The organism is Corynebacterium sp. CMW7794 (assembly GCF_001563605.1).
GTDB lineage: Bacteria > Actinomycetota > Actinomycetes > Mycobacteriales > Mycobacteriaceae > Corynebacterium > Corynebacterium phoceense.
The window spans coordinates 39,715-64,393 of sequence record NZ_KQ961717.1; the positions used below are offsets into that span (position 1 = coordinate 39,715).

Consider the following 24,679-nt stretch of genomic DNA (forward strand, 5'->3'; position numbering starts at 1 on the left):
GACTCGACGTCTAGTACTCGACGCGCAAGGAGGACAGGCGCACCTCACCGGCGGCATCGGAAGCATCGAGGTCGACGGTGCCCACGAACTGGAAGGCGTGCTCGCCCTTGGGATCGCAAATGATTTGGCGGACGGTCCAGGCGCGGGTCTCTTGGTCGTTCACGCGGAAGAACTCGGGGCCGCGGGCGGAGGGGCCGGTCTCAATGTCGTCGTACTCGTCGAAGTAATCGTCGAGCACAGCGCCGAAGTCGGGGACCTCGTCAAGATAGTCGAGGAGCTCGGCCAGGCGGTCTTCCTTCTCCAGGGCGAAGAGCTGGACGAGGCGGAAGAAGTAGTTGCGCACCATGATGGTAAACGCGCGGCGGTTGGCGGTAAGGGCCGTGGGGTCCTCGACGCCGAAGGCGAGCTCGCGGTCCAAGTCCTCCTGGGAGATGGGGTTGTCCTCGCCGGCCATCTGAGCCCATTCGTCCACGAGAGAAGAGTCGACCTGGCGGATGAGCTCGCCGAGCCATTCGACGACATCGGCAAGCTCGTCCGTGTAGTACTCGTCGGGGACGGATTGGCGGAGGGTACGCCAGGCGTCGGTGAGGTAACGCAGGATGACGCCCTCGCTGCGGGCGAGGCCGTAGGTGGCCACCAGGTCGGAGAAGGTCATGGCGTTCTCCAGCATGTCGCGCACGACGGATTTGGGCGCGATCTGGAATTCCTTGACCCAGGCATTGGTCTCAGCAAACGTGTCATAGGCTTGCTCGAGGAGTTCCTCCAGGGGCTTGGGCCACGTGATGTCTTCGACGATGGTCATGCGCTCGGTGTAGTCCACGCCATCGGCCTTGAGCTGGGCGATCTCCTCGCCGCGGCGCTGCTTCTGCTGGGCGATGAGAACCTGGCGGGGGTCGTCGAGGATGGCTTCGAAGACGGAGATAATGTCGAGCGTGTAGGTGTCCGACTCTGGGTCGAGCAGGCTCAGTGCGGCGAGCGCGAAAGGCGACAGGGGCTGGTTGAGCGCAAAATCGCGGGGGAGTTCGCGCACCACGTGGTAGGGGCGGCCGTAGATGTCGAGGCCCTTGGTGGACTTCTGGACGACGCCGGTGCGCACGAGCCCGCGGAAGAGATCCAGCGCCGTGAGGATATCCTGGTTCTGCTTGGAGCGGGTGTCGTGGTTGGTACGCAGGAGGTGGCGCATGTGCTCGTAGCCGTCGCCGTGGCGGGCAAGGACATTGAGCAGCATGGAGTTGGAGACCTTGAACTGGCTGGTGAGCTGCTCAGGCTCGGCATCGATGAGTCGCAGGTAGGTCTTCTCTGACCAGGTGACCTCGCCGTCGCGGGCGGACTTCTTCTTGAGCTTCTTCAGGCGCGCCGGGTCGTCCCCGGCCTTGCGGCGGGCCTTGGCGTTTTCGATTTCGTGCTCGGGGGCCTCGACAACGACGGTGCCTTCGGTGTCGTAGCCGGCTCGTCCGGCGCGGCCGGCGATCTGGTGGAACTCGCGGGACTTCAAGATGCGCTGGCGGGTGCCGTCGTACTTGGCCAGGCCCGTCATAAGCACGGTGCGGATGGGCACGTTAATACCCACGCCCAGGGTGTCCGTGCCACAGATGATCTTGAGCAAGCCGCGCTGGGCGAGGCGCTCGACCAGGCGGCGGTACTTGGGCAGCATGCCGGCGTGGTGGACGCCAATGCCCTTGCGTAGCAGCTTGGACAGGTCCCGGCCGAAGGTCGTGGTAAAGCGGAAACCACCGATTTCCTTCGCGACTGCGTCCTTTTCCTCGGGCGTGAGGATTGTGCCGATGGAGGTGAGCGCTTGGGCGCGCTCGGAGGCCTCGCGCTGGGAGAAGTGCACGACGTAGATGGGTGCCTTGCCCGTGGAGAGGAGTTCTTCGATGGTGTCCTGCACGCCCGTAAAGACATAAGAGAAGTCGAGCGGCACGGGACGGGTGGTCCCGGCAACGAGCGTGGTGTCGCGGCCGGTGCGCTGGGTGAGGTCCTCCTCGAGCCACGACGTGTCGCCGAGTGTGGCGGACATGAGGAGGAACTGCGCCTTGGGCAGTTCCAGGAGCGGTACTTGCCAGGCCCAGCCGCGGTCGGGCTCAGAGTAGTAGTGGAACTCATCCATGACGACTTGGTCGATAGAGGCCTCCGCGCCGTCGCGCAGCGCGATATTGGCGACGATCTCCGCGGTGGCCGCGATAATCGGCGCGTTGCCGTTGACGGTGGCGTCGCCCGTCATCATGCCCACGTTATCGGGGCCGAAGATCTCGCACAGCGCGAAGAACTTCTCGGAGACCAGCGCCTTAATGGGGGCGGTGTAGAAGCTGCGCTGGCCGCGGGCGAGCGCGATAAAGTGCGCGGCGTTAGCCACCATGGACTTGCCGGAGCCGGTGGGTGTCGCAAGGATGACATTGTCGCCGGCGAGGATGCCCAACGAGGCTTCCTCCTGGGCGGGGTAGAGGCTAATCCCGCGGTCTTTCGTCCACGCGATGAAGGTGTCCCACACCGCCTCGTCGAAGAGGGAGGAGGGGACATCCTCAAGGTCGGCCAGCTTGTCAGACAACGTCGCGGTATTCACGACTCACCAGTCTACAAGGCAGGCCGACGCGAGTTACTTGGCTTTGCCTGAATCGTCCGAGTCATCGGAAGCATCCGAGTCTCCGGCAGAAGGACCACCCAGCTCTTGCGGGCCCGAAGAGTCCCGACCGAAGTTATCCTCGCGGTCGTTGATGTCCGCGGTGAGGATCTGGTCGCGCCAGGAATTCTCGTGGCCGAGGGCATCGAGGAAGCGCTCGAATTCCTCCGAGAGCTCTTCGCCGGTAGGCGCGCCCTGCTCGCCCGGCATGATGGCCTGCGGGTGCTCCTCGCGGTAGCGCTCCATATAGGCGTCGTACTGGTTCTCTAGCTGGCCCACGACCTGTGCGATCTCCTCGGAGTCGTTGACCTGCTCCTCAATCTGGTGGTTGAGTCGCGCGGCATCGGCCTCCAGGGCGCGCAGTGGCAGCTTGAGCCCCGTCACGGAGGCGACGGACTCGAGAAGCTCGAGCGTGGCCTGTGGGTACGGGGAGTTGGCCAGGTAGTGCGGCACGTGCGCCGTGTAGCCCGCCACGTTCCGGCCGGCCTTCGCTAGGGCACGTTCGATGTACATCTGCGCCGCACCCGGGACCATCATTGTGGAGTCGAGGCGGAACATGCGGCTCACGAGCTCCGGTGAGTTGCCGTGGGCCGTAATCACCATGGGGCGCGTATGCGGCACCGGCATGGGCGCGCCATATAGCGCGACCGTCTGCTTGACGTCGAACTTCTCAACCAGGTCAGTGACGGCCTTGGTAAAAGCCTGCCAGCGCAGGTCCGGCTCGGGGCCAGACAGCAGCAGGAAAGCCTTGTCCGCGTTATCGCGCAGCACGCGCATATCGAGATCGAGATTCTCAATCTCTATCGGTGCGTCATTATCGAGCGTCACCGCAGGGCGGCGCGAGCGGTAATCGATGAGCTCGTCCGCGTTAAAGGATGCGATAAGTCTGTTATCGAGCGCTGCCTTGAGGTGGTCGGCACTGTGCTCGACCGCCTGGCCTGCGTCCGCGTAGCCGTGCAGGGCGACGATAAGGGTGGGGCCGTCCGTCTCACCGGCCGCGGTGTCGTTCACCGCCGGTGCTGGGTACTCCAGCTCATACATGCGATCTTCGTTCGCCATGGTGTCCTCCTAGCGTCTATACCCTCCACAACAGCGAACCTCACCGTTGTTATTCCCTTGCACGCAATCAAATTTCAGGGGTGCGGCAATGGGGTAGGTGGCCAACTATTTTAGCGCGAAAAACCTGCCAAGCGTGCCGGTTGTGCCCCATCTATTCCTGTGGAGTCAATACCAATGTGTGCATCTGTGGATAATCCCCGGGGGACTGCACACTCTATTGGGCAATGCACCCACGTTTTCCACAGGCACGAACGCGCCGGTCTCGACACCATGTAAAGTAACCCGCCACAGTGAAAGCATGACTACTTCACATGATGCTGTTACACCTGGTTACCTGCTCGCTTCTATCCCTGGGGCGCTCGGATTTTATCCCAGCGACTCCATCATCCTCATGGGCTTTAGCTCAGAGGACAATCGCCTCGTCTTAGGGCCCGTCGCCCGTTTCGACATCGCGCTGGCCTCGCGCCAACTGCCTGAGGCCTTCGCCGTCGTCGCCGCGGGGGCGGACGTCGTCTTCGCCTTCATCGTTTCCCACCGCCCCGACCCCGCCATTCATGACCTCACCGATCTCCTCTTCGACTTCTCTGCTGACCTCGACGACACTGACCGCACCGTCGACGCCTGCTGGTTTACCCCAGAGATTTCCGTCGGCCAGCCCTATGAGATGTGCTTTGCCCCGGCGGAGATTCCGCTCACGCACACCGCGGAATGGCAACAGGGCACCATTGGCTCCATCGCCGCGTCGCCCACTATGGAGCGCTGGCGCGAGGCTGGCCGCCTGCCAGAGATTTCCCGTGACGAGGCCTTCGCCTGCTTCGACGAGGCCAATCCTCACTTCGGCCCGCGCGATATCGCAGCCATGGTGAGAGCCGCTGCTTCCGATGCCCCCTTGCTCGCCCAAGGCCGTCCCGCGCGGCCTGTGCCCATGGCAGCCGGCGGGGCGGCCAGCACCGTGGCCGAGGACGTCCGCCTGCGCTTCGAGGTCCGCGACATCGTGCCGCTGGCGACGCGGGTCTTTAGCGAGCTGTCGAATATGACGGGTGAGCCGCCGGAGGACGACCCTGTGCGTGCCGATGCCGTCCTGCTCACCCGCATGGCGACCATCTTGTACGACACCGCGTTGCGCGATCTCATCGTGAGCGCTCTGTGCGACCAACCCAAGGGCGCGGCGCGAGTGCTGCTCGCCGTGGCGCAGACGGTTCACGGACTCGCGCGCACCAACGCGTTGGCGCTCTATGCCATGGCGCAGGTCGCGCTCGGCTTGCCGATGGTCGCCGGCACCGTGTTGTCCGTCGCCCTCGAGGAAGACCCGGAGCACACCCTCGCGGGCCTGCTTATGCGTGGGTATCGCGCCGGGCTGCAGGACAAGATGGTGGCGAACTTCCGGCGCGGATCCGCCAAGGCGCGTGCGAGCCTCGGCCTCGACGAGGACGGCGAGCGCGCCTTGTGTGCCTAGCGGACGTGTGTCCATGCCCGAAACGACGAAATCCCGGCACCGTAATCGGCGTCGGGACTCGTGTGTGGAAGACGCTTAGCGGACGCGCTTGGCGGAGTGCGCGCGCTCGCCCAGGTTCTTCGTGAAGTTCCAAGCGTCGGTCACGATGGTGGTGAGCTCTGTACGCGTCGGGTTCCAGCCCAGCTCTTCCTTGATCTTGGCGGAAGACGCGATGAGCGTCGCCGGGTCGCCAGCGCGGCGCGGGGCAAGCTCGGCCGGGATGGGGTGGCCTGTCACGGCGCGGCAGGCCTCGATGACCTGCTTGACGGAGTAGCCGTCGCCCGAGCCCAGGTTGTAGATGCGGTGCGTGCCCGGCGTATTCGTCTCGAGCGCGAGGACGTGTGCGTCCGCGAGGTCGCGGATGTGGATGTAGTCGCGCACGGCCGTGCCATCCGGGGTGGGGTAGTCATCGCCGAAGATAAAGATCTTGTCGCGGTGGCCCAGCGCCACCTGGAGCACGAGCGGGATGAGATGGGTCTCGATTTCGCGGTTCTCGCCAATCTCGCCGTAAGCGCCCGCAACGTTGAAGTAGCGCAGCGAGGTCGCGCCCAGGCCGTAGGCGTTCGCGTAGGACGTGATGGCGTAGTCGATGGAGAGCTTCGTCGCGCCGTACGTGTTCGTGGGTTTGGTAGGCAAGTCCTCGGTGATCGGCACGACCTCGGGCTCGCCGTAGGTCGCCGCAGTGGACGAGAAGACGAGGTTCTTCACGTCGTTGGCGCGCATCGCGTCGAGCAGCGCCAGCGTGGTGACGAGGTTGTGCTGCCAGTACTCGTCCGGCACCTCCATGGACTCGCCGACAAGCGAGCGTGCCGCGAAGTGGACGACGCCCTCGAAGCCGCCTTCGCCGAGGACCTCGGCGGCCTTATCACGCACGTCGCCCTCGACGAGGCGGGCGGCGGCCGGGACGGCCTCGCGGTTGCCCGTGGTGAAGTTGTCAATGATGGTGACGTCGTGGCCGGCCTCGACGAGGACGGCGGCGCACACGCTTCCCACGTAACCGGCACCGCCGGTGACAAGCAGCTTCATGAATAGGACCTTTCCATTAGGCGGTTGGGGCAATGCCCGCGGTACATGCTGCGGGCAGGCGAGTCGAGTCAGGAGTGTTGGTCTGTATACAACAATCTCCCACTGTAGACGCGAACGCGGCCGCGGTCCCGGTGCGAAACTCGTGTGGCCCAGTGAGGGGCGAAACGAGCGGCACAGGGAGCGCGGCCGCGGAGAAGACGCCGGTGCGAAAGGCGAGCACCGGCCCGGCACGCTACGTGCGAATGCGAATGGCGTGAGCGAGGTCGTCGACGAGCTCAACGGTGGCGCCGTTGTCCGTCGTCATCGTCACGGTGCCGTTGTCATTGACCACGGTGACCGCGGCGCCGACCACGATGCCAGCCTCGTAGAGCTTACGGAACTGGGAGGCATCGACCTGCAGGATCTCGTTGATCTGCTCGATGGTGCCCTTCGTCTCCTCGTTGTCCGGAAGATCGATGACGCGCACGCCCGCCTCGAGCGACGGCGGGGTCACGCCCAGCTCGTCGAGGGCCGGGATGGGATTGCCGAACGGGGAGCGGAATGGTTCGTCCAGGATGTTGACGAGGCGACGCTCGACGTCCTCGCTCATGACGTGCTCCCAGCGGCAGGCCTCGTCGTGGACCTGGTGGATGTCGAGGCCCAGGACGTCGGTGAGCAGGAGCTCAGCGAGACGGTGCTTGCGCATAACGGCCGTGGCCAGTGAGCGGCCCTGCGCCGTGAGGTCGAGGCTGCGGTCGTTGCGCACGTGCAGTAGGCCATCGCGCTCCATGCGGGCGACCGTCTGGGAGACCGTCGGGCCGGACTGCTCGAGGCGCTCAGCAATGCGGGCGCGCAAGGGAGTAATACCCTCTTCTTCCAGCTCATAGATGGTACGAAGATACATCTCCGTGGTATCGACTAGATCGCGCATGCTGTATGGCCTTTCTGTCTGGAGCCGACGTGCGCGACGGCCCCAGCTGCTGTAATAAAGAAATACTCGCCCACGCCAACGCGCCAGCACGCCGTTTTATTTCCACGACCTGCCGCCGCGCGGTGTGATTTACTCCCATACTTTAGCGTAAAAGCACGGTCCCGCGCGCAGGAAAACACTTTTAACTGCCGATTTTTAATAGTCGCGGACTATGGGATGTGGGCGACTAAGCGCCGAAACCTGTAGGTGACATACGACACCGCCCCCGGCCGGCTGGCCGAGAGCGGTGGAAAGGGGCGCGGTGGTGCCCGGAATGAGTCTGGGCTTGTTTACTGGGCGTACTCGCGCAGGCGGGCGGCGCGGTTGCCGTCGCGCAGCTTAGCCATCACCTCGCGCTCGATCTGGCGGACGCGCTCGCGGGAGAGACCGAACTTGCGGCCAATCTGGTCGAGGGTGCGCGGCACACCGTCGTCCAGGCCGTAGCGCAGACGGATGACATCCTGCTCGCGCTGCTCCAAAGAGCCGATGACGGAGCGGATATCAGAGTGGCGCATCGCGGCGACGACGGCGGACTCGGCGTCGGTCGCCTCAGCGTCCTCAATGAAGTCGCCCAGCGGTGCTTCCTCGTCCGCGCCGACCGGCATGTCAAGCGAGACCGGGTCGCGGGACTGGCGCAGGAGCATCTCAATCTTCGACTCGTCAATGCCGGATTCCTCCGACAGCTCCTCGTTCGTGGCCTCGCGGCCCAGGGACTGGTACATCTCGCGCTTGATGCGGGAGAGCTTATTGACCTGCTCGACGAGGTGGACTGGGAGGCGAATGGTGCGCGACTGGTCAGCCATGCCGCGCGTAATGGCCTGGCGAATCCACCACGTGGCGTACGTGGAGAACTTAAAGCCCTTGGAGTAGTCGAACTTTTCCATGGCGCGAATAAGGCCGAGGTTGCCCTCCTGGATGAGATCGAGGAGCGGCATGCCGCGGCCGGTGTAACGCTTCGCGAGCGAGACGACGAGACGGAGGTTGGCTTCCAGCAGGTGGGAGCGGGCCTTCTTGCCGTCGCGGGCGAGGATCTTCAAATCACGCTTCTCAGCGCGGGTGAGCTTCTCGGCGTTGGCGAGCTTGTGCTCCGCGTAGAGACCAACCTCAATACGCTGGGCGAGTTCCACCTCGTCTTCGGCCGAGAGCAGCGCTGTCTTACCGATACCGTTGAGATAAACACGAACCAAGTCTGCGGAGGGATTATCGTTCGTCTGATTGCGGCGGGAGCCGCGGTCCGCGTCGTCGGGCGCGAAGCCGTCGTTTTCTGCGGTGGTGTGGGCTGCGGAAGAGCTGCTCATTGTTTGTGGCCTCCTATAAGGTTTCGCCGGTAACACATTGTTCAACGGCCGAGAGGTGAAATGAGTTCCCGCCGCCGATTATTGCTGCGATAAGTGTCGCACAAATGGGGGTAATTCACCGGGGGTAACCTGCGGTTTCCTGAGATCCATTTAAAACAAAAAATTAGTGGAAATTCAGACTCGGGCCGCGAGGCTAGCACTCGACGAGGACCGTGAAGGGGCCCTGATTGACGGAGGTGACCTCCATCATGGCACCGAAGCGGCCTGTCTCCACGTGCACTCCGTGGCCCTCGAGCGCGGTGCGCAGCGCCTCGATGACGGGCTCGGCGTCTTCGCCAGGCGCGGCGTCCGACCATGACGGGCGGCGGCCCTTGGCGGTGCGGCCGTAGAGCGTGAACTGGGAGACGAGGAGAACCGGCGCGCCTGCGTCGCGGACGGCAACCTCGCCGTCGAGGATACGCAGGCCCGAGATCTTGTCTGCCATCTTGTCAATTTTCGACGCCAGCGTGCTGGCGTCGTCGCAGTCCTCGCGGGCCACGCCCACGAGTGCGAGCAGCCCGCCGGTCTCGGGGCAGTCGATAGCGCCGACCACCTCGCCTTCGACGGTGACGGACGCGGACGAGACGCGAGTGAGAACGGCGCGCATGAAAGAAAGACTCCTTAGTCGTTGAGCAGGTCGGTGGGTATGAGCAAGCCGTGGCGGACGAGATCCACGACGGCAGGCAGGGCAGAGGCGAGGAGCTCGTCCTCGTCGAAGTCGTTGAGTGCGGCGTAGACGCCGACGGTATCGGCGAGTGTGAGGCCCTCCGGGTTGAGACCCGCGACGATGGCGGCGAGGTGCTGGTCCACGTCGTGCTGCCAGCGTGGGCCCTCGGTACGGGTGAGTCGCAGTGCGGCGCGGTGAAAACCTTGGCCGGCTTCGTCCGGCAGGGCGACGTCCTCGCGGGCGAGGCCCGGGCGCACCGCGAAGTGAGAGCGCTCCAGCTTGCCGGGGACGAGGCCGCGCAGCCACGCGACGCGCGCGAAGTACTCCTCGACCTCGGGGCCGAGCGGATCGTTAAACGGCTGCGGCATGTACTCCGCCAGGATGTCCGAGGGTTCGTCGTCGCCGATGCGCTGCAGAGCAACGAAGCCGAAGCCGATGCCCGTGACGTCGTGGGCATGGAAGTGCTGAAGCCAGCGCTGCGCCTGCTCCTTGCCGGTGTCCGAGCGGAGGTCCACGGATTCGTCCTTGAGCCACGTCGAGACGTAGAGCGACGGGTCCGCGACGTCGCGCTGAATGATCCACGCGGCCACACCAGTGGCGGGCAACCAGGACGCGACGCGCTGCTGCCAGGGGACGGCGCCTTGGTGGACCCAGGCCGCGAGCAGGTGCGCGGTGCCGCCGGGGTTGAGGTGCTCTGGGGCCTGGGAGATGACGAGCTCGGAGGCGCCGTCCAGGTTGAGGCCGGAGTCGCGGTAGACGTGGCCCACGGTGGGCAAGCCCACGACGAAGGGCGGGTTGGCCACGATCCGGTCGAAGCGTTCGCCGTCGACAGGCTCGAACCAGGAGCCCTGGCGGAGATCGACGCGCTCGGTGGCACCGGCCGCGGCGACGGTGGCACGGGCGAGCTCGAGGGCGCGCGCATGGACGTCAGTGGCGACAACCCGCGTGGCGTTGCCCAGCTGGCCGAGCAGCTGCACGCCCGAGCCGGTACCGAGGTCGAGGACGGACTCGACCGGCGAGTGCGGCGTCGACTGGAGGAGGGAGAGCGAGGCGGAGCCGACGCCTAATACGTGATCGGGGCCGGGGACGTGGTCGACGAAGGTGGCGTCCACGTCGGAAAAGACCCAGTGGTTGGTGCCCGCGATGACGTGCGGGCGCACGTCGAGGGCGATACGGAGCGTCCCGGCGGTATCAGCAGGGACGGTGACCCCGGCGTCGATGAGGCGGGTGGCCAGCGGTGCAGAGAGGGCATCGGCAAGCTCGGCGGGGGTTAGCGGCTCGTGGAGGATAAACGCGCGAATGAGCGCGTCGAGCTGCGTGCCGCCGGAGGTGGCGAGCAGAACGGGGCCGGACTCGCCGCGATAGAGGGCCTCGGTGACCTCAGGGCCCAGGTGGCCGGAGAGACCGGCGTCGGTAAAGCCGGCGGATTCGAAGGCGGCGGCGAGGTCCGCGGCGGCATCGGCAAGCGGGAACTTGGGGTTGAGCGGCGCGAAGAAGTCGGTCATAGCGGGCCTTTACTGAGTGTCGTCGTGGTCGATGGTGCGGGAGGCGGGCAGCTCGGCGGTGCGTTCACGCTCAAGCTGGGCGTAGTGCTGTTGCTGCTGGCGGGCGAGGGCGGGGCGGTAGACCATGCGCTCGCGCTCGTCGCGCTTCTGGCCGCGGCCGTTGCCGAGCACGACCGCAATCCACGGCAGCGGCACGGAGACGGCCAGCGCGATGGTCGCGGCGAGGTACCAGTGCATGACGAGGAAGAACGCGCCGAGCAGGAGGGAGGGCACGCGGAGGAACTGGAGAAAAGCGTATTGCTTCTCGCGGCGGAGGCGATCCTGGCCGGGGCCGACCTTCGCGTCTGTAATGAGGGCACTGCGGCGGGCAAAACGGCGGCGGGGAGCTTCCTCTGCGACGCCCTCAATAATGGAGGGATCGCTAGACGACGATCCGGTCATAGGATCGTCTGGGGTGTCGTCGCCATTGTCCCGAGTGCTCATGACAACCCAGCCTAGCCCCTAGAGTCGCATTTTTTAACCCTCGTGGGGCATGATAGGTCGAGTGAGTACTACGACGACGAAGACGATTGAACGCCCCGACGTTCGTGAAGAGACGTCGACGGGTGATGGCACCCCGAAGTTCTTCCACTACGTGCGCAAGGACAAGATCCTGAATTCCGCTGTGAGCGGCGAATACGTCGTTGCACTGTGCGGCGAGACCTTCCCGGTGACCAAACAGGCGAAGCCGGGTTCTCCGGTGTGCCCGGACTGCGAGAAAATCTATAAGGGGCTGCGTCGTAAGTGAGCGCCCGCCGCGGTCCTTTGCGCGCCTGGCAACAGGCGGCATTGGACAAATTCTTGGCAACCAAACCGCGTGACTTCATGGCCGTGGCAACGCCGGGTGCCGGTAAGACGACGTTCGCGTTGCGCATTGCCACGGAGCTTATCGATGACCGCACGGTCGACCGCGTCATTGTTGTGGTCCCCACGGAGCACCTCAAGGTGCAGTGGTCCCACGCCGCCGCGCGCGTGAACCTGTCGCTGGACCCGAACTTTAAGAACTCGTCTGCGGTCAACCCGGCGTACGACGGCATTGTGGTCACCTATGCCCAGGTAGGCATGCACCCGTTCAAGCACCGCGCCGTGGCCTCGTCCAAGCGCACGTTGGTGATCCTTGACGAGATCCACCACGCCGGCGACGCAAAAAGCTGGGGCGACGGCGTGCGCGAGGCCTACGACGACGTGGAGCACCGCCTGGCGCTTACAGGTACGCCGTTCCGTTCCGATGACTCGCAGATCCCCTTCGTGCGCTACGAGCAGGACGGTGAGGGCCACCTCGTTAGCCAGTCCGACCACACCTATGGGTACGGTGACGCGCTTGCCGATGGCGTCGTGCGCCCCGTGGTCTTTCTTTCTTACTCTGGCGAGTCGCGCTGGCGCGATTCCGCCGGCGAGGAGCATGCCGCCCGCCTGGGCGACATCCTCAACCCGGAGCAGACCGCCCGCGCGTGGAAGACGGCGCTGGACCCCAAGGGCGAGTGGATTCCTACCGTTTTGAATGCGGCACACACGCGGCTTATGCAGATGCGCCGCAACATGCCGGACGCCGGCGGCCTCGTGCTCGCCACGGACACGCAGACCGCCCGCGCGTACGCGAAGATCTTGAAGAAGCTGTCGAATACGCCGGTCTCCGTCATCCTCTCCGACGATCCGACGTCCTCGGACCGCATTGAGGAATTCTCCCAGTCCACCGACGAGTGGATGGTCGCTGTGCGCATGGTTTCTGAGGGCGTCGACGTCCCGCGCCTGGCCGTGGGCGTCTACGCCACCTCCGCGTCCACGCCGCTCTTCTTTGCGCAGGCCATCGGCCGTTTTGTGCGTTCGCGCATGCCGGGCGAAACCGCGAGTGTCTTCCTGCCCTCCGTCCCCGTGCTCCTGGGCCTGGCGGAGAACATGGAAAAGTCCCGTGACCACGTCCTTGGTGCGGAGAAGTCCCCGGATAAGGAGGGCTGGGACGACGATCTGTTGGCCGAAGCCAACAAGAAGAAGACCGAGCAGGACATGCTCGAGCCGACCTACGAGTCCTTGGGTGCGGAGGCTGAGTTCTCCGGCCTGCTCTTCAACGGCTCCCAGTTCACCACCGGCGATATCACGCAGGAAGACCAGGACTTCATCGGCATCCCCGGCCTCCTCGACGCCGATCAGGTCAAGGACCTGCTGCGCAAGAAGCAGTCCGATGAACTCGACCGCCGCGAGCAGGAAGAGAAGGCCAAGCGCGCCGCCGAGGCCGCCGAGGCCCACCGTCGCGAAATCTTCGGCCTGCCCAGCGCGCCGCAGAACCGGAAGCCCGCTGCTTCCGATGCCGCTGGCGAAGCCAGCGGTGTTGTCGATGAGATCGCCGAGCTGCGCAAGGAGCTCAACACTTTGGTCTCCATCAAGGCGCAGAGCTCCGGCCGCCCGCACGGCGCTATCCACACGGAGGTCAGAAAGGCCTGCGGCGGCCCGCCCACCGCACTGTGCAACGCGGAGCAGCTGCAGGCGCGGATTGATTTTCTGCGGGCTTGGTAGAGCGCAGGTGCTCTCGCTTGTCGAAACGTGAATGAGTCCCCGAAAATCGGGTGAATTTTCGGGGACTCATTCATACTTGTGCTGCACGCTCGGGTGCCTTCGGTTAGGCTGATGCTCACAACACACGGGGGAGATCAGCATGAAGATTGTTGACAGAAAATTTCCGGGGGCTTTCAAAGTAGGCCAGGGCCTTTACTTGCCTGAAGAGCCGACGCCGGAACAGCTCGCGGCGCTCGCTTGCGGGAGGGGCGCGTATCTAACCGGCGAGAGCGCCGCACAGGTGCTGCTGGGTGAACAGCTCACCTTTCCGCTGCGCTTGGTGAGTCGCACATCGCTACCGTCTTCGCAGCTATGGACCGTGTCGCGACGGAACCGGTTGGTGTACCTCACGCGTGGCGACCTTAAGATCCTGTATCATCCCCTCGCCGTGGCCGATATCGCCAATGACGACCGGGCCATTCGGCTGCTCGCGAGCCGCTACGGCGGAAAGAGGGGACAGAAGTTGCTCGACGAGGATCTCTCGCACGTGCGCGAGCTTCCCAAGCGGACGCGGGAACTTATCAACCGCGCCGCGGTCGGGGCTGAGTCCCCGCTCGAGCGCACTGTCGCCCGTGCACTGCGGGAACATGGCGTCGAGGTAAAAGTCAATCACCTGATCGGGCTTTACCGCTGGGATCTGGTGATCCCGAAAACGAAGGTCGCAATCGAACTTGACGGATTCAAGTTCCACATCCAGCGTGACGTGTTCATCCATGACCGCTGGAAGAATAATGATGCTGTCCTGCGCGGCTGGACGACGCTTCGATATTCCGGTTCTTGCGTGAAACATCATCTCGAGGACGTGGTGGGGCAAATCCTCTCAGCGAAGGCCCCGCGACTGGGCGAGCGGTGGCACAGGCTCTTCGTACGACAGTGGCATTGGGGTATGCACGACGAGATGGTTGTTCTGGAATGACGGAACGTGAATGAGTCACCGAAAATCGGGTGAATTTTCGGCGACTCATTCATACTTCGCAGTCCCACCTGCCGAAGGGGACGCATGCCGCTGCACTCGGCCGGTGCATGCGGCCAGCGTTCCCGTGAATTCGCGAGTGCAGTTCTCAGAATTGCCCGAGACGAGAGCGGCCTGCACGACGGTCAGGCCGCCGCGGTAGCGACTTTCAAGAGGCAGGCAGCGACGCGGGAACACCCTGCACAAAGTGCAATTGATGGCCGCGTACCGCGGCGCCGAAACAAGGAGGGGATCCACCCCTGGGGGTGACAAAGTAGTCAAAGCCAAGGATCGCCTTCCTAAGGCAAGCCTTCGCGATTTAAATTACCGATGAGATTAATTATCAGCCTCACTCATTGACGAGGAATTCCTCATGGTTATGTTGTCGCTTTTTGCCACCGGCCACCGCGCCGCGACTTCTGCACCGCTGCCTGGCGCGGTCGAGCGCGAATGCACTGCCCGCGCCCACCTCCTGCCCGTCGGCGCCGAAGCCGTGCTCACCAGCGTCGCCCGCGTCACGAATCCGGCGCTGGCCCTTCGCCTGCGCGAGCTCGGCTTGCGCGAGGGCGCGACACTCACCATCGGCAATAAGACGGCCGGCGGCGGCCGCGTCGTGACCGTGGACGGCTGCCGCTACGCCCTCGACGTGGCGACCCTCGCGAGCCTGGACGTCCAACGATGAGCACCACACACAAAGCCGCCAGCTGCCACGGCAATGCCGGCGGGGCAGTAGCTCCCGCGGGCGCGCCTATCGTCGCGCTCGTCGGCGCACCGAACTCCGGCAAGTCCACGCTCTTTAACGCGCTCACCGGTGCGAAGGCCCAGACCGGCAACTGGCCAGGCACCACCGTCGAGGTCGCCCGCGGCGCCTGGCGGCTCAGCACAGCGCACGACTGCGCGTGTGCCGGGACCAGCGAGTGCCACTGCCCTCACCAGGCGCAGGCGATCGACCTCATCGACTTTCCTGGCGCGTATTCGCTCGACCCTATGAGCCCGGATGAGGAGCTCACCCGGGACATGCTCATCAGGCATCCGGTGGACGAGCGTCCCGATGCCGTCGTGGTCCTCGTCGACGCCACCGCCGTGGCGCGCGGTCTCAACATGGCGCTGCAGGTTGCGGAGTACCCGCACCGCGTCGTCATCGCGCTGAGTAAGACGGACACGGCCGCCGCCCGCGGCATCACCGTGGATGTCAGGAAGCTGGAAAAGCAGCTCGGGATGCCCGTCGTCACTGTCAACGGACGCACGCGCTCCGGCATCGCAGAACTAGAGCGCGCCGTCCGCGCAGCACTGGCTACGACTAAGACCACCCTCCGCACCTCCCATGATCCCGACGATCGATTCCGAGATGTCGATGCTGCTGTGAAGGCCGCCGTCACCCGCGGTCCCGCCGCGACCACCGCCACGGAGAAGATTGACCGCTTCGCCCTCCACCCGGTCCTGGGGCCCATTCTCTTCCTTGGCGTCATGTGGCTCGTCTTCCAGATCACCACCACTGTCGCGGCACCGCTGCAGGATGGCCTCGAGGCGTTCATCATGGGGCCAGTCTCTGATGCGGCGCGCGCCGGGCTCGAAAAAGTCGGCCTGGGCGGGGGACTGGTGGAAGGCCTCCTTGTCGACGGTTTCATCGGCGGCGTGGGCACCGTGCTCACCTTCGCCCCGCTCATGGCGCTCATGTTCATCTGCCTGGCCGTGCTGGAGGACTCCGGCTATATGGCGCGGGCGGCGGTGGTCACCGACCGCGTCATGCGCGCCATCGGGCTGCCGGGCAAGGCGTTTATCCCCATCATCGTGGGCTTTGGCTGCAATGTCCCGGCGATTGCCGCCACGCGCGTGCTCGCCGCACCACGCCAGCGCATCCTCACCGCACTGCTCATTCCATTCACGTCGTGCTCCGCGCGCCTCGTCGTCTTCCTCATGCTCGCGCAGACCTTCTTCCCGGCGCATGCAGGCAGCGCCGTCTTCACGATGTACGTCGTCTCCATCGCACTCGTCGTGCTCACCGGCCTGCTCCTGCGCCACACGCTGTGGCGCGCCATGCCCGCCGAGGCACTTGTCATTGATTTGCCCTCCTACCAGCTGCCCACCGCGCGCCTGGCCTTGTCCGTTATGTGGATTCGTCTCAAAGGATTCCTGCGCACCGCCGGCGGCATTATCGTCTCCACCGTCATCGTCATCTGGCTGCTCATGGCCATCCCCGTCGGCACGGACGCCCGGATTGGTGAGGTCGCCCCACAGGATTCCGCGTACGGCACCGTCGCGCGCACCATCGCCCCGGCCTTCGCGCCTGCTGGCTTTGACTCGTGGTCGCTCACTGGCCCGCTCGTCACCGGCTTCGTGGCGAAGGAAGCGCTTATCTCCACGTGGGCGCAGACCTATGCCGTCGCGGACGTCACGGATGCTGATCCCACCGAGCAAGCCGCCAGCCCCCTCGCCAGCAATATCCGCGCTGACTTTGAGGCGGCATCGGAAGGCCATGCTTTGGCCGCGGTGTGGGCCTACATGCTCTTCCTGCTCTCGTACACCCCGTGCGTGGCGACCATCGCCGCGCAACGCCGCGAAATCGGCTGGCGGTGGACCCTCTTCGGCTTCGGCGTGCAGCTCACCTTTGCGTGGACGCTCTCCGTCATCGCCTTCCAGCTCCTCAAGCTGGTGCTGTAATGTTCCGCCGCAGCCTTCCGATGCCCCCATCCCTCCCACCGTCCCGCGCCGTCACCGCCGCGTTGGCCCAGGGGATAAGCGGAACCCCGGCGCTGGCCGCCGCGACCGGGCTCGACGCCGAGACCGTCGACCTTGTCCTGGCGCACCTCGAGGCCACCGGCGAGCTCACGCGCGCAGCGCTCGGCGAGTGCGAAGCCACCAGCTGCGACGGCTGTTCCTGGGCCGGCAACTGCGCAGCCCACGTTCCAGGCCGCACGGTTCCCATCGAGCTGCACCTTCACCGCCCGGCTTAGATGGGGAGACAAGGACAACCTCTGGTTCCACGGCGGTAACCTCCACCAGTCGCGCCACTATTCGCGCTACCTCGCGCTCCAGTTGAAGGCCCGCTACGAGGGACTTGACACCCCGGTCTACAAGCTGGCCGAAGTCCATCACCTCCGTTAACAGTCACCACATACAGCGCCGCCATCCTTCCTTGATGGCGGCGCTTCGCGCGCGCCGGGCCATAGGTCACCCCACCGCACCGAGCTATTAACCACCATCGCCGAGGCCCCACAACACCCACTCAATCGAGACGTCATTTCGCCCCACACAACCACCAACACGGTAGTAATATGTCTCACAATTAACACCCCACTGTGCGCGCCCCACAAGGGCTCTACGCACAACACACCCACTCGACACCCTGAGAGGAAGCATTCCATGGCAGCACCCCAGTCCACCCCACACTCGATCGTCGTCGGCGCAGGCATGGTCGGCTTGTCCACGGCCTGGTTCCTCCGGCAGAAAGGCCACGAGGTCACCGTCATTGACCGCGATGGCGTCGCAGCCGGTTCCTCCTGGGGCAATGCCGGGTGGCTGAGCCCCGGTAAGACCATTCCGCTCGCCAACACGGAGCTGTGGCGCTACACCCCGCAGGCCTTCTTCAATCCGGATGCCGCCCTCCACGTCCCGCTTCCGCCCAGCCCGCAGGTCATCGACTTTGGCGTGCGTTTTATGGCGCACGCCACCCAGAAGGCCTGGGATAAGACGATGGCTGCGCTCACTCCCATCGATCTCAAGGCACTCGACGCCTATGACGAGATGGTCGACGGCGGCGTCGAGTCCTGGACGAAGAAGAGCCCGTTCATCATCGCCTTCAAGAACGAGCAGGAGGCCGAGGGGTTTATTCATGAGGTCGAAGGCGCCGTGCGCCACGGCCAGGACGTCCCGTTTGAAGAGGTCGCCAATCCTCGCGAATTCGTGCCCTTCCTCAGCGATAACGCGCAGCTCGTCTTCCAGCTGGGCAACCAGCGCTACTTTGAGCCGGGTCCGTTCTGCCACAAGCTTGCCGATGCCCTCCGCGACCGCGGCGTCACCATCCGCACCGGCGCCTCCGTCGTGGACGTCCAGTCCACCCGCAAGCCCGTGGTGGAGCTCTCCACCGGCGAGCGTCTCCAAGCCGACCACGTGGTCCTGGCCACCGGCGCGTGGCTGCCCAAGCTCGCCCGCAAGCTCGGCGTGCGCACCCGCGTCCAAGCCGGACGTGGTTACTCATTCAGCGTTGATACCGGCGCGCACCCCGCCGAGTATCCCGTCTACCTGCCCGCGCAGCGCCTGGCCTGCACCCCGTACGAGGGCCGCTTCCGCATTGCCGGCACCATGGAGTTCCGCGATGCCGACGCTCCCTTCGACCCCAAGCGCGTCCAGTCCATGGTCAAGGCCGCCAAGGAAATGTTCACCGGCCTCAACTTCGACAACCGCCAAGACGAGTGGGTGGGCTCCCGCCCCGTCACCCCGGACGGCCTGCCGCTTATCGGCGTGACCAAAGCCCCCAACGTCTTTGTTGCCGGCGGCCACGGCATGTGGGGCGTCGTCTTAGGCCCCGCCTCCGGCCGCGCCCTCGCTCACCTCATTGAGACAGGGGAGACCCTGCCGGAGATCCGGGACTTCGACCCGCTGCGCTAGCAAGCCCGCCCTGCTTGCCGATGCCCCCTCGCGACGCCGAGCCCCCAACCTCGGCGTCGCGTTCGCCCTACAGTCCGAGCAACGAGCGCAGCTGGCGCATGATGGGCTGAGCCTGCGGCAGCTGCAGCGCTCCTGCCACGGCCGCGATGATCGCAAGCACACCCAGGATCGGACCCGCGATGGCCGCCTTCGAGGACACCGACTCCGGAACCCGGTTCGACGGGTCGTCGCTGGAGAGCGCAATCTTTTCCTCAGAGGACAGGATGTCGGCATCGCTGGCACCGCCGGTGGGGTAGTCGACGATGGAAGAACCGATGGTGCCCTTCTCGCAGAATTCCACTGCCTTCTTATCCGCGGCAGCGACCTTCTCCAACCATGCGGCGTAGTCGGTGGCAGTCGTCTCATCGATGCCAGCGATGGCCTGCTTCAGTGCGTCACTGCGCTCGGACTCCGTCGGCAGCACCGGCGTGAAGTTGCTGTTGGCTTCACCAGAGCTAATCATGTCGACAGGATCCTGGGCGAGCTCGTGCGTCGTGACGACACCTGCTTCTGAACGCTCCGAGTCCATGATGAGCAGCAAGTAGTTGTCGATTTCATCCTTCGTGTAGCCAGCAGCGAGCGCTTCCGCGACGACCTTGTCGGTCGGCGCTTCGTCGTTGAGGCCGCTGTACGCGGCCTGCTGGTACTCGTCAAGCTGCGCACGCGCCTCATCAGAAGATAGGGACTTCTCCATTTCATCGCGCAGTGCGTCGAAGAAGTGGAACGGACCATTGCTGAATTCATTCGTTTCCGCCCACGTGAATTCGCGGGTGCAGGTGGAGGTGTTTCCGGAGACGATAGCGGCATGTGCCGGCGCGACAACCGTTGAAGCGGCAATTGCAACACCAACACCGAGGGCAACAGCGCGCGACTGAGTGTGCAGAGAAAGACGAGAGTCTTTAATCATGAGAAGAGTGTAATCCTTGCAGTGATCCTCGGGGTGGTTTTGGTCGCACATTTGCATGCGCCTGACTTGTCTTGGATGCGTCTATGCCCAGGGACTTCATCGGAGCTGTGCTTTAGCGTCTGGCTTGGTGGGGACAAAGTCTGACCCTACGGCACGTAATGGAGACTATAAAAGAGTGCGTCGACACGAAACGTGGAGCACGAAAACGCGTGGTCGAGAAACACCGTGCGGTACGGGCTAGCGACGCCGCGTGAGGAAGTTAATGATGGGGGCGAGGCAGCCCGCGATCAGCATGATGATCGTGACGCGGATGAGCTGTAGCGTAATGATGGTCGGGCTGTGCTCGGCTTCCGTGGCAAGCGAGATGACGGTCTCCAGTCCGCCCGGGCTGGTGGCCAAATACGCGTCAAAGTAGGGGATGCCCAGCCATTCCATGATTCCCCACGCAGTGAGAGCGCACGCCCCGATGGTCGCCGCCACAGCGGCGAGCACCATCGGAATTTGCTTGGCGAAGAGCTTGAGCGTTGCTGGCGTGATGCCACCACCGCACATAAAGCCGATGAGGATATGCGAGGCCACTTTCATCTCCCACGGCAGTGCAATCGTGGCATCGGGGAGGAGCGCCGCGAGCCCTACAGTGAGCAACATCGGGGCAAAGAGGTGTGGAGCGGGCAAGCGAAGGAGCTTGCCCAGATGCGGACCTGCTACAGCAAAGACGACGAGGAGCGCCAAGACGCCAGGGCTCGAGATGTCCGAGTTGGCGGATGCGTGCGGTGCGTTCTCACCGTGGTCAAGGAAGCTACCCAGAATCGGCAGCGAACTCGACACGATAAGGAGGCGCAGATATTGCGTAAGCGAGACCAGCTGGAAGTGCGCACCGGTCTCCTTGGCAATAGCGGGCATGGTCGACGACCCACCGGGAAGTAGGCACAGGATTCCCGTTTGGCCGGAGATACTTGGCTCCCGTTTCGCGAGGAGGAGGCCAAAACCGAAGCCAATCGCGATGGTGAGGATCGAGACGAGGAGGCCTGGCAAAGCGACGGCGGTGAGCTCATCGAGTGTCGCTACCGCCATGGGGATGCCTGCCAGTACGCCAATGACACCCCGCGCTGACTTGTCAATCAGGCGGTGAAGCGGGAGTTCGTGATGTGTCGTCATCGCCACGGTGGCAGAGGCGAGAATGCCAGCCAGAATCCACGCGGCGGCGAGCCCGAAGTAGGAAAAGAGAGAACCGAGCAGCAGCGCGAGAACAATCGCTGCTGTCCAGCGGAAGAACTTCGGAGCACTCACAGAAAAGAATCCTACGTCACACAGATTTACCTTGCGGGTTGATAGACCAAATGAATGTAATTCGGCTCTTGCTCCAGGGGAGCGGGTGTCCTCCGTCACAGGAGACGCTACATTGTGTATCCAGGCCCCAACAAGAGGCTAAAGGTTATGACAACGCTCTCCCCAAGGAATAAAAGTGAAAAAGGCACTCACACCGATACTCGCGGTCGTGGCGCTCGTACTCACAGCAACAGGACTTTGGTTCTCTGCTGCCGTGGGCTCGGGCGCTACATCGCGTTCGTCACTCACCATCATCGCCGGTGCGAATCCCGGTGGTGGTTGGGATACGACAGCTCGAGCCATCCAACAAGTCGCTCGTGACCACAACATTGTGGGCAACGTCCAGGTCGTCAATATTCCGGGTGCGGGCGGCACGATTGCGCTCACTAAGCTCTCGGAGATGACGGGTAACGAGAATACGATTCTCGTCACCGGTGGCGGCATGATTGCCTCCGCGGAAATTGCGCAGCCCGGCGTCCAGATCTCGGATGTCACGCCCGTCGTGAAGTACACCGAAGAATATTCGGTGGTGGTCGTCCCCGCAGACTCGCCCTTCCAGACGATGGAGGACTACGTCGCGGCATGGAAGTCCAACCCGCAGTCTATTGCGGTGGGCGGTGCATCCATCGGTAACACGGACCACTTGCTCGCGTCGAAGACGGCACTCGCTTCTGGTCTCACCGTTGACGAAATGAAGTACATCCCGTTCGAAGGCGGCGGCGATCTGCTCAACTCGCTGCTCTCTCACTCCGTCGATGTTGGTTACACGGGCTACAAGGAAGTCCAGGACCAGGTCGAAAACGGCACGCTGCGTGTCCTGGGTATCTCCTCGGCGGAGCGCCAACCAGGACTCGATGACATCCCCACGTTCACGGAGTCGGGCGTCGACGTTGTTGCGTCGAACTGGCGTGGATTTGTCGCGCCTCCGGGAATCAGCGAGGAAGCTCGCCAGGAGCTCACGAACATCCTCCAAGAAGTCCATGACACCGAGGACTGGACGCAGATGGCCGAGCGCAATAGCTGGTCCGACGCGCTGGTCACCGGTGATGACGCAACCCGCTTCTTCGAAGAAGAACACAAGAACGCAATCGACCTCGTGGAGGTGCTTGGACTATGACAACGGCAACGAAAGTAAAGCCGGACAAGACGCCGGCGAAGCGCAGCTACGGCGAGCTCGTGCTTGCCGCGCTCCTGGGGCTTGTGGGCCTGTGGATGCTGCTGGGTCGCTCGACCATCCAGGTCATCGGTGAGACCATCCCCGGCCCGCTCTTCTTACCTACGGGAGTGGGCATCGGCTGCCTTGTGCTCGCCGCAGTCCTGGCGGCGGATGTCTTCGCTAAGCCGCAGCGCCTGCGTGACTCCACGCACAATACGTCCAGCAACGTCTCGACGGACCTGCTTGATGACCTCGGCGGCATCGACGAAGACGAGCGTCACATCTCCACGCTGAGTGACGACGCGGACGCAGACCTCCCGCCCAGCGCGGAGGTCGCCAACCCGCCCACGGACTGGAAGACGTGGGGTGCCGTCGTCGTGGCCTTCGTCCTCACCATTGCGGTGCTTCCGTACCTGGGGTGGATCCTCACCTCGTCGCTTCTCTTCTTCGCCATCTCCCAGGTATTGGGCGGCAAGAACTGGCCGCGCGATCTCGCTATCAGCTTCATTGTGGGTTCAGTGACCTACTTCATTTTCGCCTTGGGTCTGGGACTCAATCTTCCGGCCGGCTTCTTCGGAGGTATCTAAATCATGGAGCAACTGACTTCACTCATTGCGGGCTTCGGCGCGGCGCTCACGCCAGCCAACCTCATCTACCTCGTTATCGGTGCCGTGCTTGGTACTGCGGTCGGTGTCTTGCCCGGCCTCGGCTCGTCGATGGCAGTGGCCCTGCTGCTGCCTATCGCGTTCACTCTCGATCCCACCGGTGCCTTCATCATGTTCTCGGCGGTCTACTTCGGTGGTCTCTTTGGCGACTCGACCGCAGGCATCCTACTCAACACGCCGGGCCAGGCCTCGGCCATTGCCTCCTCACTCGAGGGCCACCGCATGGCTCGCGACGGACGCGCAGCCACGGCCCTTGCGACCGCTGCGATTGGTGCGTTCATCGGTGGTTTCATCTCGACGCTCATCGTCGCGTTCTTCTCGCCGTACCTCGTCCTGCTCGCCACCCAATTCGGCCCGGCGGAGTACTTCGCGCTTGCTGTCTTCGCATTCTTCGCCATCTCCTCGGTCGTCTCGGAGTCCATCATCCGCGGTCTTGGCGCACTCGCCATCGGTCTTGCATTGTCCTTCGTTGGTATCGACGGCCCGTCCGGAACGGAGCGCTTTACCTTCAACATTCCGCAACTCTTCGACGGCATCGATATCGTCGTCGTGACCGTCGGCCTGCTCGCGGTGGGGGAAATCCTCCACACCGCAGCGACCATCAAGGTTTCGCCGCCTGACTTCAAGCTCGGCACCACCAAGGCGACCATGTCTAAGGCAGACTTCCGTCGCGCGCTTCCATCCTGGCTGCGCGGCACAGCGTTCGGCGCGCCGTTCGGTCTCATCCCAGCCGGTGGTTCTGAGGTGCCGACCTTCATGGCGTACGGCACGGAGAAGCGCATCGCGAAGAAGAAGGGCCAGACGGACTTCGGCACGACTGGCTCCATCAACGGCCTTGCTGCACCGGAAGCTGCCGGCAACTCTTCTGCAGGTACGTCGCTGGGTACCTTGCTCGCCATCGGTCTGCCCACCTCTGCGACCGCAGCCATCCTTCTGGGGGCGTTCCAGCAATTCGGCCTGCAGCCCGGACCGCTCCTTTTCGAGCGCTCCGGTGACCTCGTCTGGACACTCATCGCGTCGCTCTTCCTGGCGCTCGTCGTCCTCGTGACGCTGAACCTGTTCCTTGCACCGATGTGGGCAAAGCTGCTCTACATTCCGCACAACTACCTCTACGCCGGCATCGCTGTCCTGACCACGCTGGGTGTCTACGCAGTGGGTGCCTCCATCGTCGACGTCGCCCTCATGCTCGGCTTCGGAATTCTGGGCTTCCTCATGCGCAAGTACAACATGCCGGTCGCGCCGGTCCTTATGGGCTTCATCCTCGGGCCGCTGGCCGAGGTTGAGCTTCGCCGTGCGCTCACCATTTCCGGTGGCGAGCTCTCCGCGCTTGCCGATGGCCCCATTTCCATCGGCATTTACATCTTCCTCGCCGGCGCAGCCATCGTCACGGTTGTCCAGCACCTTCGCGGCATTCGCCGCGAGCGTAAAGCTGCTCAGGAACCAGTCGCTGTCTAGTTATCGCTAGCTAGACATCGCACATCCTTTATTTGGGGGCATATGGCCCGAAATAGACAGGGGTTTGGTCTAGCCAGCGGTTATTTCCGGGCGTGGCCGAGCTGTGTTTGGTACCAGCCAGCGTTTGTATAGGAGTATGCATGCGTACATCTGGTTGCAGGCCCAAGTGCAATTCGAATCGCCCCTCTCTGAGTAGACTGAGCTAGCTTGTTGAGCCGAAGGGATACCGGTGTGTCCGCGAAACAGCGAAGCAAAGGTTGAAGCCAATATTCACGTGGGTGGCGGGGGTGAAGCGTCCTGGGTTTAGTTCCTACCTCAGCT

Annotated in this window: 21 protein-coding genes; 11 read left to right on the plus strand and 10 right to left on the minus strand. The window is 64.0% G+C overall.

The features are described 5' to 3' along the window. Positions 1 to 10: 10 nt before the first annotated feature. Together HMPREF3227_RS03005 and HMPREF3227_RS03010 are read right to left on the minus strand one after the other, a co-directional pair. Positions 11 to 2,563, minus strand: a complete 2,553-nt coding sequence (locus HMPREF3227_RS03005; RefSeq protein ID WP_066486477.1) for a DEAD/DEAH box helicase — start codon at positions 2,561 to 2,563, stop codon at positions 11 to 13. Positions 2,564 to 2,596: 33 nt separating this feature from the next. Further along, positions 2,597 to 3,679 (minus strand): PAC2 family protein, encoded by a 1,083-nt coding sequence (locus HMPREF3227_RS03010; protein ID WP_066510123.1) that lies wholly within the window; start codon positions 3,677 to 3,679, stop codon positions 2,597 to 2,599. Positions 3,680 to 3,977: 298 nt separating this feature from the next. Here HMPREF3227_RS03010 and HMPREF3227_RS03015 point away from each other — a divergent pair, with 298 nt between their 5' ends. After that, on the plus strand, positions 3,978 to 5,135 hold the full coding sequence (locus HMPREF3227_RS03015; protein ID WP_077210074.1) for a DUF4192 domain-containing protein: 1,158 nt from the start codon (positions 3,978 to 3,980) through the stop codon (positions 5,133 to 5,135). Positions 5,136 to 5,210: 75 nt separating this feature from the next. Here HMPREF3227_RS03015 and galE read toward each other — a convergent pair whose 3' ends face one another. The 6 genes from galE to HMPREF3227_RS13205 form a co-directional block, all read right to left on the minus strand. Further along, entirely contained in the window at positions 5,211 to 6,200 is a 990-nt protein-coding gene (gene galE, locus HMPREF3227_RS03020; RefSeq protein ID WP_066486471.1) for a UDP-glucose 4-epimerase GalE, read from the minus strand. Positions 6,201 to 6,432: 232 nt separating this feature from the next. Continuing rightward, entirely contained in the window at positions 6,433 to 7,110 is a 678-nt protein-coding gene (locus HMPREF3227_RS03025) for a metal-dependent transcriptional regulator (RefSeq protein WP_066510141.1), read from the minus strand. A gap of 329 nt (positions 7,111 to 7,439) precedes the next feature. Continuing rightward, positions 7,440 to 8,447 (minus strand): sigma-70 family RNA polymerase sigma factor, encoded by a 1,008-nt coding sequence (locus tag HMPREF3227_RS03030; RefSeq protein WP_066486463.1) that lies wholly within the window; start codon positions 8,445 to 8,447, stop codon positions 7,440 to 7,442. A gap of 193 nt (positions 8,448 to 8,640) precedes the next feature. After that, the gene (dtd, locus tag HMPREF3227_RS03035; protein ID WP_066486460.1) at positions 8,641 to 9,093 is read right to left on the minus strand and encodes a D-aminoacyl-tRNA deacylase; all 453 of its coding nucleotides are present in this window, start codon (positions 9,091 to 9,093) and stop codon (positions 8,641 to 8,643) included. A gap of 14 nt (positions 9,094 to 9,107) precedes the next feature. Further along, positions 9,108 to 10,658 carry a DUF7782 domain-containing protein gene (locus HMPREF3227_RS03040; RefSeq protein WP_066510145.1) on the minus strand — a complete coding sequence of 517 codons (1,551 nt, stop codon included), beginning with the start codon at positions 10,656 to 10,658 and terminating at the stop codon, positions 9,108 to 9,110. A gap of 9 nt (positions 10,659 to 10,667) precedes the next feature. Next, positions 10,668 to 11,141 (minus strand): DUF3099 domain-containing protein, encoded by a 474-nt coding sequence (locus tag HMPREF3227_RS13205; protein WP_230384119.1) that lies wholly within the window; start codon positions 11,139 to 11,141, stop codon positions 10,668 to 10,670. Between the two features lie 49 nt (positions 11,142 to 11,190). Between HMPREF3227_RS13205 and HMPREF3227_RS03050 the strand changes: the two genes are divergently transcribed. The 7 genes from HMPREF3227_RS03050 to HMPREF3227_RS03080 all read left to right on the plus strand — a co-directional run bounded on the left by HMPREF3227_RS03050 (position 11,191) and on the right by HMPREF3227_RS03080 (position 18,807). After that, complete coding sequence (locus HMPREF3227_RS03050) at positions 11,191 to 11,445, plus strand: DUF3039 domain-containing protein (protein WP_066486456.1); 255 nt, start codon at positions 11,191 to 11,193, stop codon at positions 11,443 to 11,445. Further along, positions 11,442 to 13,208, plus strand: coding sequence for a DEAD/DEAH box helicase (locus HMPREF3227_RS03055; RefSeq protein WP_066486451.1), 1,767 nt, complete (start codon positions 11,442 to 11,444; stop codon positions 13,206 to 13,208). The genes HMPREF3227_RS03050 and HMPREF3227_RS03055 overlap by 4 nt, the downstream gene beginning before the upstream one ends. Before the next feature lie 139 nt (positions 13,209 to 13,347). Continuing rightward, positions 13,348 to 14,163, plus strand: coding sequence for an endonuclease domain-containing protein (locus HMPREF3227_RS03060; RefSeq protein ID WP_066510147.1), 816 nt, complete (start codon positions 13,348 to 13,350; stop codon positions 14,161 to 14,163). Positions 14,164 to 14,572: 409 nt separating this feature from the next. Further along, entirely contained in the window at positions 14,573 to 14,881 is a 309-nt protein-coding gene (locus HMPREF3227_RS12775; protein ID WP_231725009.1) for a FeoA family protein, read from the plus strand. After that, positions 14,878 to 16,860: a ferrous iron transport protein B gene (feoB, locus tag HMPREF3227_RS03070; RefSeq protein ID WP_066510151.1), complete on the plus strand. Its 1,983-nt coding sequence runs from the start codon at positions 14,878 to 14,880 to the stop codon at positions 16,858 to 16,860. The genes HMPREF3227_RS12775 and feoB overlap by 4 nt, the downstream gene beginning before the upstream one ends. Positions 16,861 to 16,880: 20 nt before the next feature. After that, on the plus strand, positions 16,881 to 17,153 hold the full coding sequence (locus HMPREF3227_RS13475) for a hypothetical protein (protein WP_068802193.1): 273 nt from the start codon (positions 16,881 to 16,883) through the stop codon (positions 17,151 to 17,153). 409 nt (positions 17,154 to 17,562) lie between these two features. Continuing rightward, positions 17,563 to 18,807, plus strand: coding sequence for an NAD(P)/FAD-dependent oxidoreductase (locus HMPREF3227_RS03080; RefSeq protein ID WP_066510153.1), 1,245 nt, complete (start codon positions 17,563 to 17,565; stop codon positions 18,805 to 18,807). A gap of 67 nt (positions 18,808 to 18,874) precedes the next feature. Here the strand turns inward: HMPREF3227_RS03080 and HMPREF3227_RS13655 are convergent, their stop codons facing one another. Continuing rightward, positions 18,875 to 19,753 carry a hypothetical protein gene (locus HMPREF3227_RS13655; RefSeq protein WP_231732312.1) on the minus strand — a complete coding sequence of 293 codons (879 nt, stop codon included), beginning with the start codon at positions 19,751 to 19,753 and terminating at the stop codon, positions 18,875 to 18,877. A 237-nt stretch (positions 19,754 to 19,990) separates the two neighbouring features. After that, positions 19,991 to 21,043, minus strand: coding sequence for an AbrB family transcriptional regulator (locus HMPREF3227_RS03095; protein WP_231732313.1), 1,053 nt, complete (start codon positions 21,041 to 21,043; stop codon positions 19,991 to 19,993). Positions 21,044 to 21,218: 175 nt separating this feature from the next. Here HMPREF3227_RS03095 and HMPREF3227_RS03100 point away from each other — a divergent pair, with 175 nt between their 5' ends. Genes HMPREF3227_RS03100 through HMPREF3227_RS03110 form a run of 3 tightly spaced genes read left to right on the plus strand, consistent with a single transcriptional unit; the run spans position 21,219 to position 24,358 of the window. Then, positions 21,219 to 22,199 (plus strand): Bug family tripartite tricarboxylate transporter substrate binding protein, encoded by a 981-nt coding sequence (locus HMPREF3227_RS03100; protein ID WP_066486427.1) that lies wholly within the window; start codon positions 21,219 to 21,221, stop codon positions 22,197 to 22,199. Further along, positions 22,196 to 22,825, plus strand: a complete 630-nt coding sequence (locus HMPREF3227_RS03105) for a tripartite tricarboxylate transporter TctB family protein (RefSeq protein WP_066486425.1) — start codon at positions 22,196 to 22,198, stop codon at positions 22,823 to 22,825. The genes HMPREF3227_RS03100 and HMPREF3227_RS03105 overlap by 4 nt, the downstream gene beginning before the upstream one ends. 3 nt (positions 22,826 to 22,828) lie before the next feature. Then, the gene (locus HMPREF3227_RS03110) at positions 22,829 to 24,358 is read left to right on the plus strand and encodes a tripartite tricarboxylate transporter permease (RefSeq protein WP_066510155.1); all 1,530 of its coding nucleotides are present in this window, start codon (positions 22,829 to 22,831) and stop codon (positions 24,356 to 24,358) included. Positions 24,359 to 24,679 lie beyond the last annotated feature (321 nt).

Bases quoted from the DNA above. Each gene is read 5' to 3' on its own strand.
- HMPREF3227_RS03010 (WP_066510123.1), bottom strand. From the start codon at position 3,679: ATGGCGAACGAAGATCGCATGTATGAGCTGGAGTACCCAGCACCGGCG.
- HMPREF3227_RS03015 (WP_077210074.1), top strand. From the start codon at position 3,978: ATGACTACTTCACATGATGCTGTTACACCTGGTTACCTGCTCGCTTCT.
- galE (WP_066486471.1), bottom strand. From the start codon at position 6,200: ATGAAGCTGCTTGTCACCGGCGGTGCCGGTTACGTGGGAAGCGTGTGC.
- HMPREF3227_RS03025 (WP_066510141.1), bottom strand. From the start codon at position 7,110: ATGCGCGATCTAGTCGATACCACGGAGATGTATCTTCGTACCATCTAT.
- HMPREF3227_RS03030 (WP_066486463.1), bottom strand. From the start codon at position 8,447: ATGAGCAGCTCTTCCGCAGCCCACACCACCGCAGAAAACGACGGCTTC.
- dtd (WP_066486460.1), bottom strand. From the start codon at position 9,093: ATGCGCGCCGTTCTCACTCGCGTCTCGTCCGCGTCCGTCACCGTCGAA.
- HMPREF3227_RS03040 (WP_066510145.1), bottom strand. From the start codon at position 10,658: ATGACCGACTTCTTCGCGCCGCTCAACCCCAAGTTCCCGCTTGCCGAT.
- HMPREF3227_RS13205 (WP_230384119.1), bottom strand. From the start codon at position 11,141: ATGAGCACTCGGGACAATGGCGACGACACCCCAGACGATCCTATGACC.
- HMPREF3227_RS03050 (WP_066486456.1), top strand. From the start codon at position 11,191: ATGATAGGTCGAGTGAGTACTACGACGACGAAGACGATTGAACGCCCC.
- HMPREF3227_RS03060 (WP_066510147.1), top strand. From the start codon at position 13,348: ATGAAGATTGTTGACAGAAAATTTCCGGGGGCTTTCAAAGTAGGCCAG.
- HMPREF3227_RS12775 (WP_231725009.1), top strand. From the start codon at position 14,573: ATGGTTATGTTGTCGCTTTTTGCCACCGGCCACCGCGCCGCGACTTCT.
- feoB (WP_066510151.1), top strand. From the start codon at position 14,878: ATGAGCACCACACACAAAGCCGCCAGCTGCCACGGCAATGCCGGCGGG.
- HMPREF3227_RS13475 (WP_068802193.1), top strand. From the start codon at position 16,881: ATGCCCCCATCCCTCCCACCGTCCCGCGCCGTCACCGCCGCGTTGGCC.
- HMPREF3227_RS03080 (WP_066510153.1), top strand. From the start codon at position 17,563: ATGGCAGCACCCCAGTCCACCCCACACTCGATCGTCGTCGGCGCAGGC.
- HMPREF3227_RS13655 (WP_231732312.1), bottom strand. From the start codon at position 19,753: ATGATTAAAGACTCTCGTCTTTCTCTGCACACTCAGTCGCGCGCTGTT.
- HMPREF3227_RS03105 (WP_066486425.1), top strand. From the start codon at position 22,196: ATGACAACGGCAACGAAAGTAAAGCCGGACAAGACGCCGGCGAAGCGC.
- HMPREF3227_RS03110 (WP_066510155.1), top strand. From the start codon at position 22,829: ATGGAGCAACTGACTTCACTCATTGCGGGCTTCGGCGCGGCGCTCACG.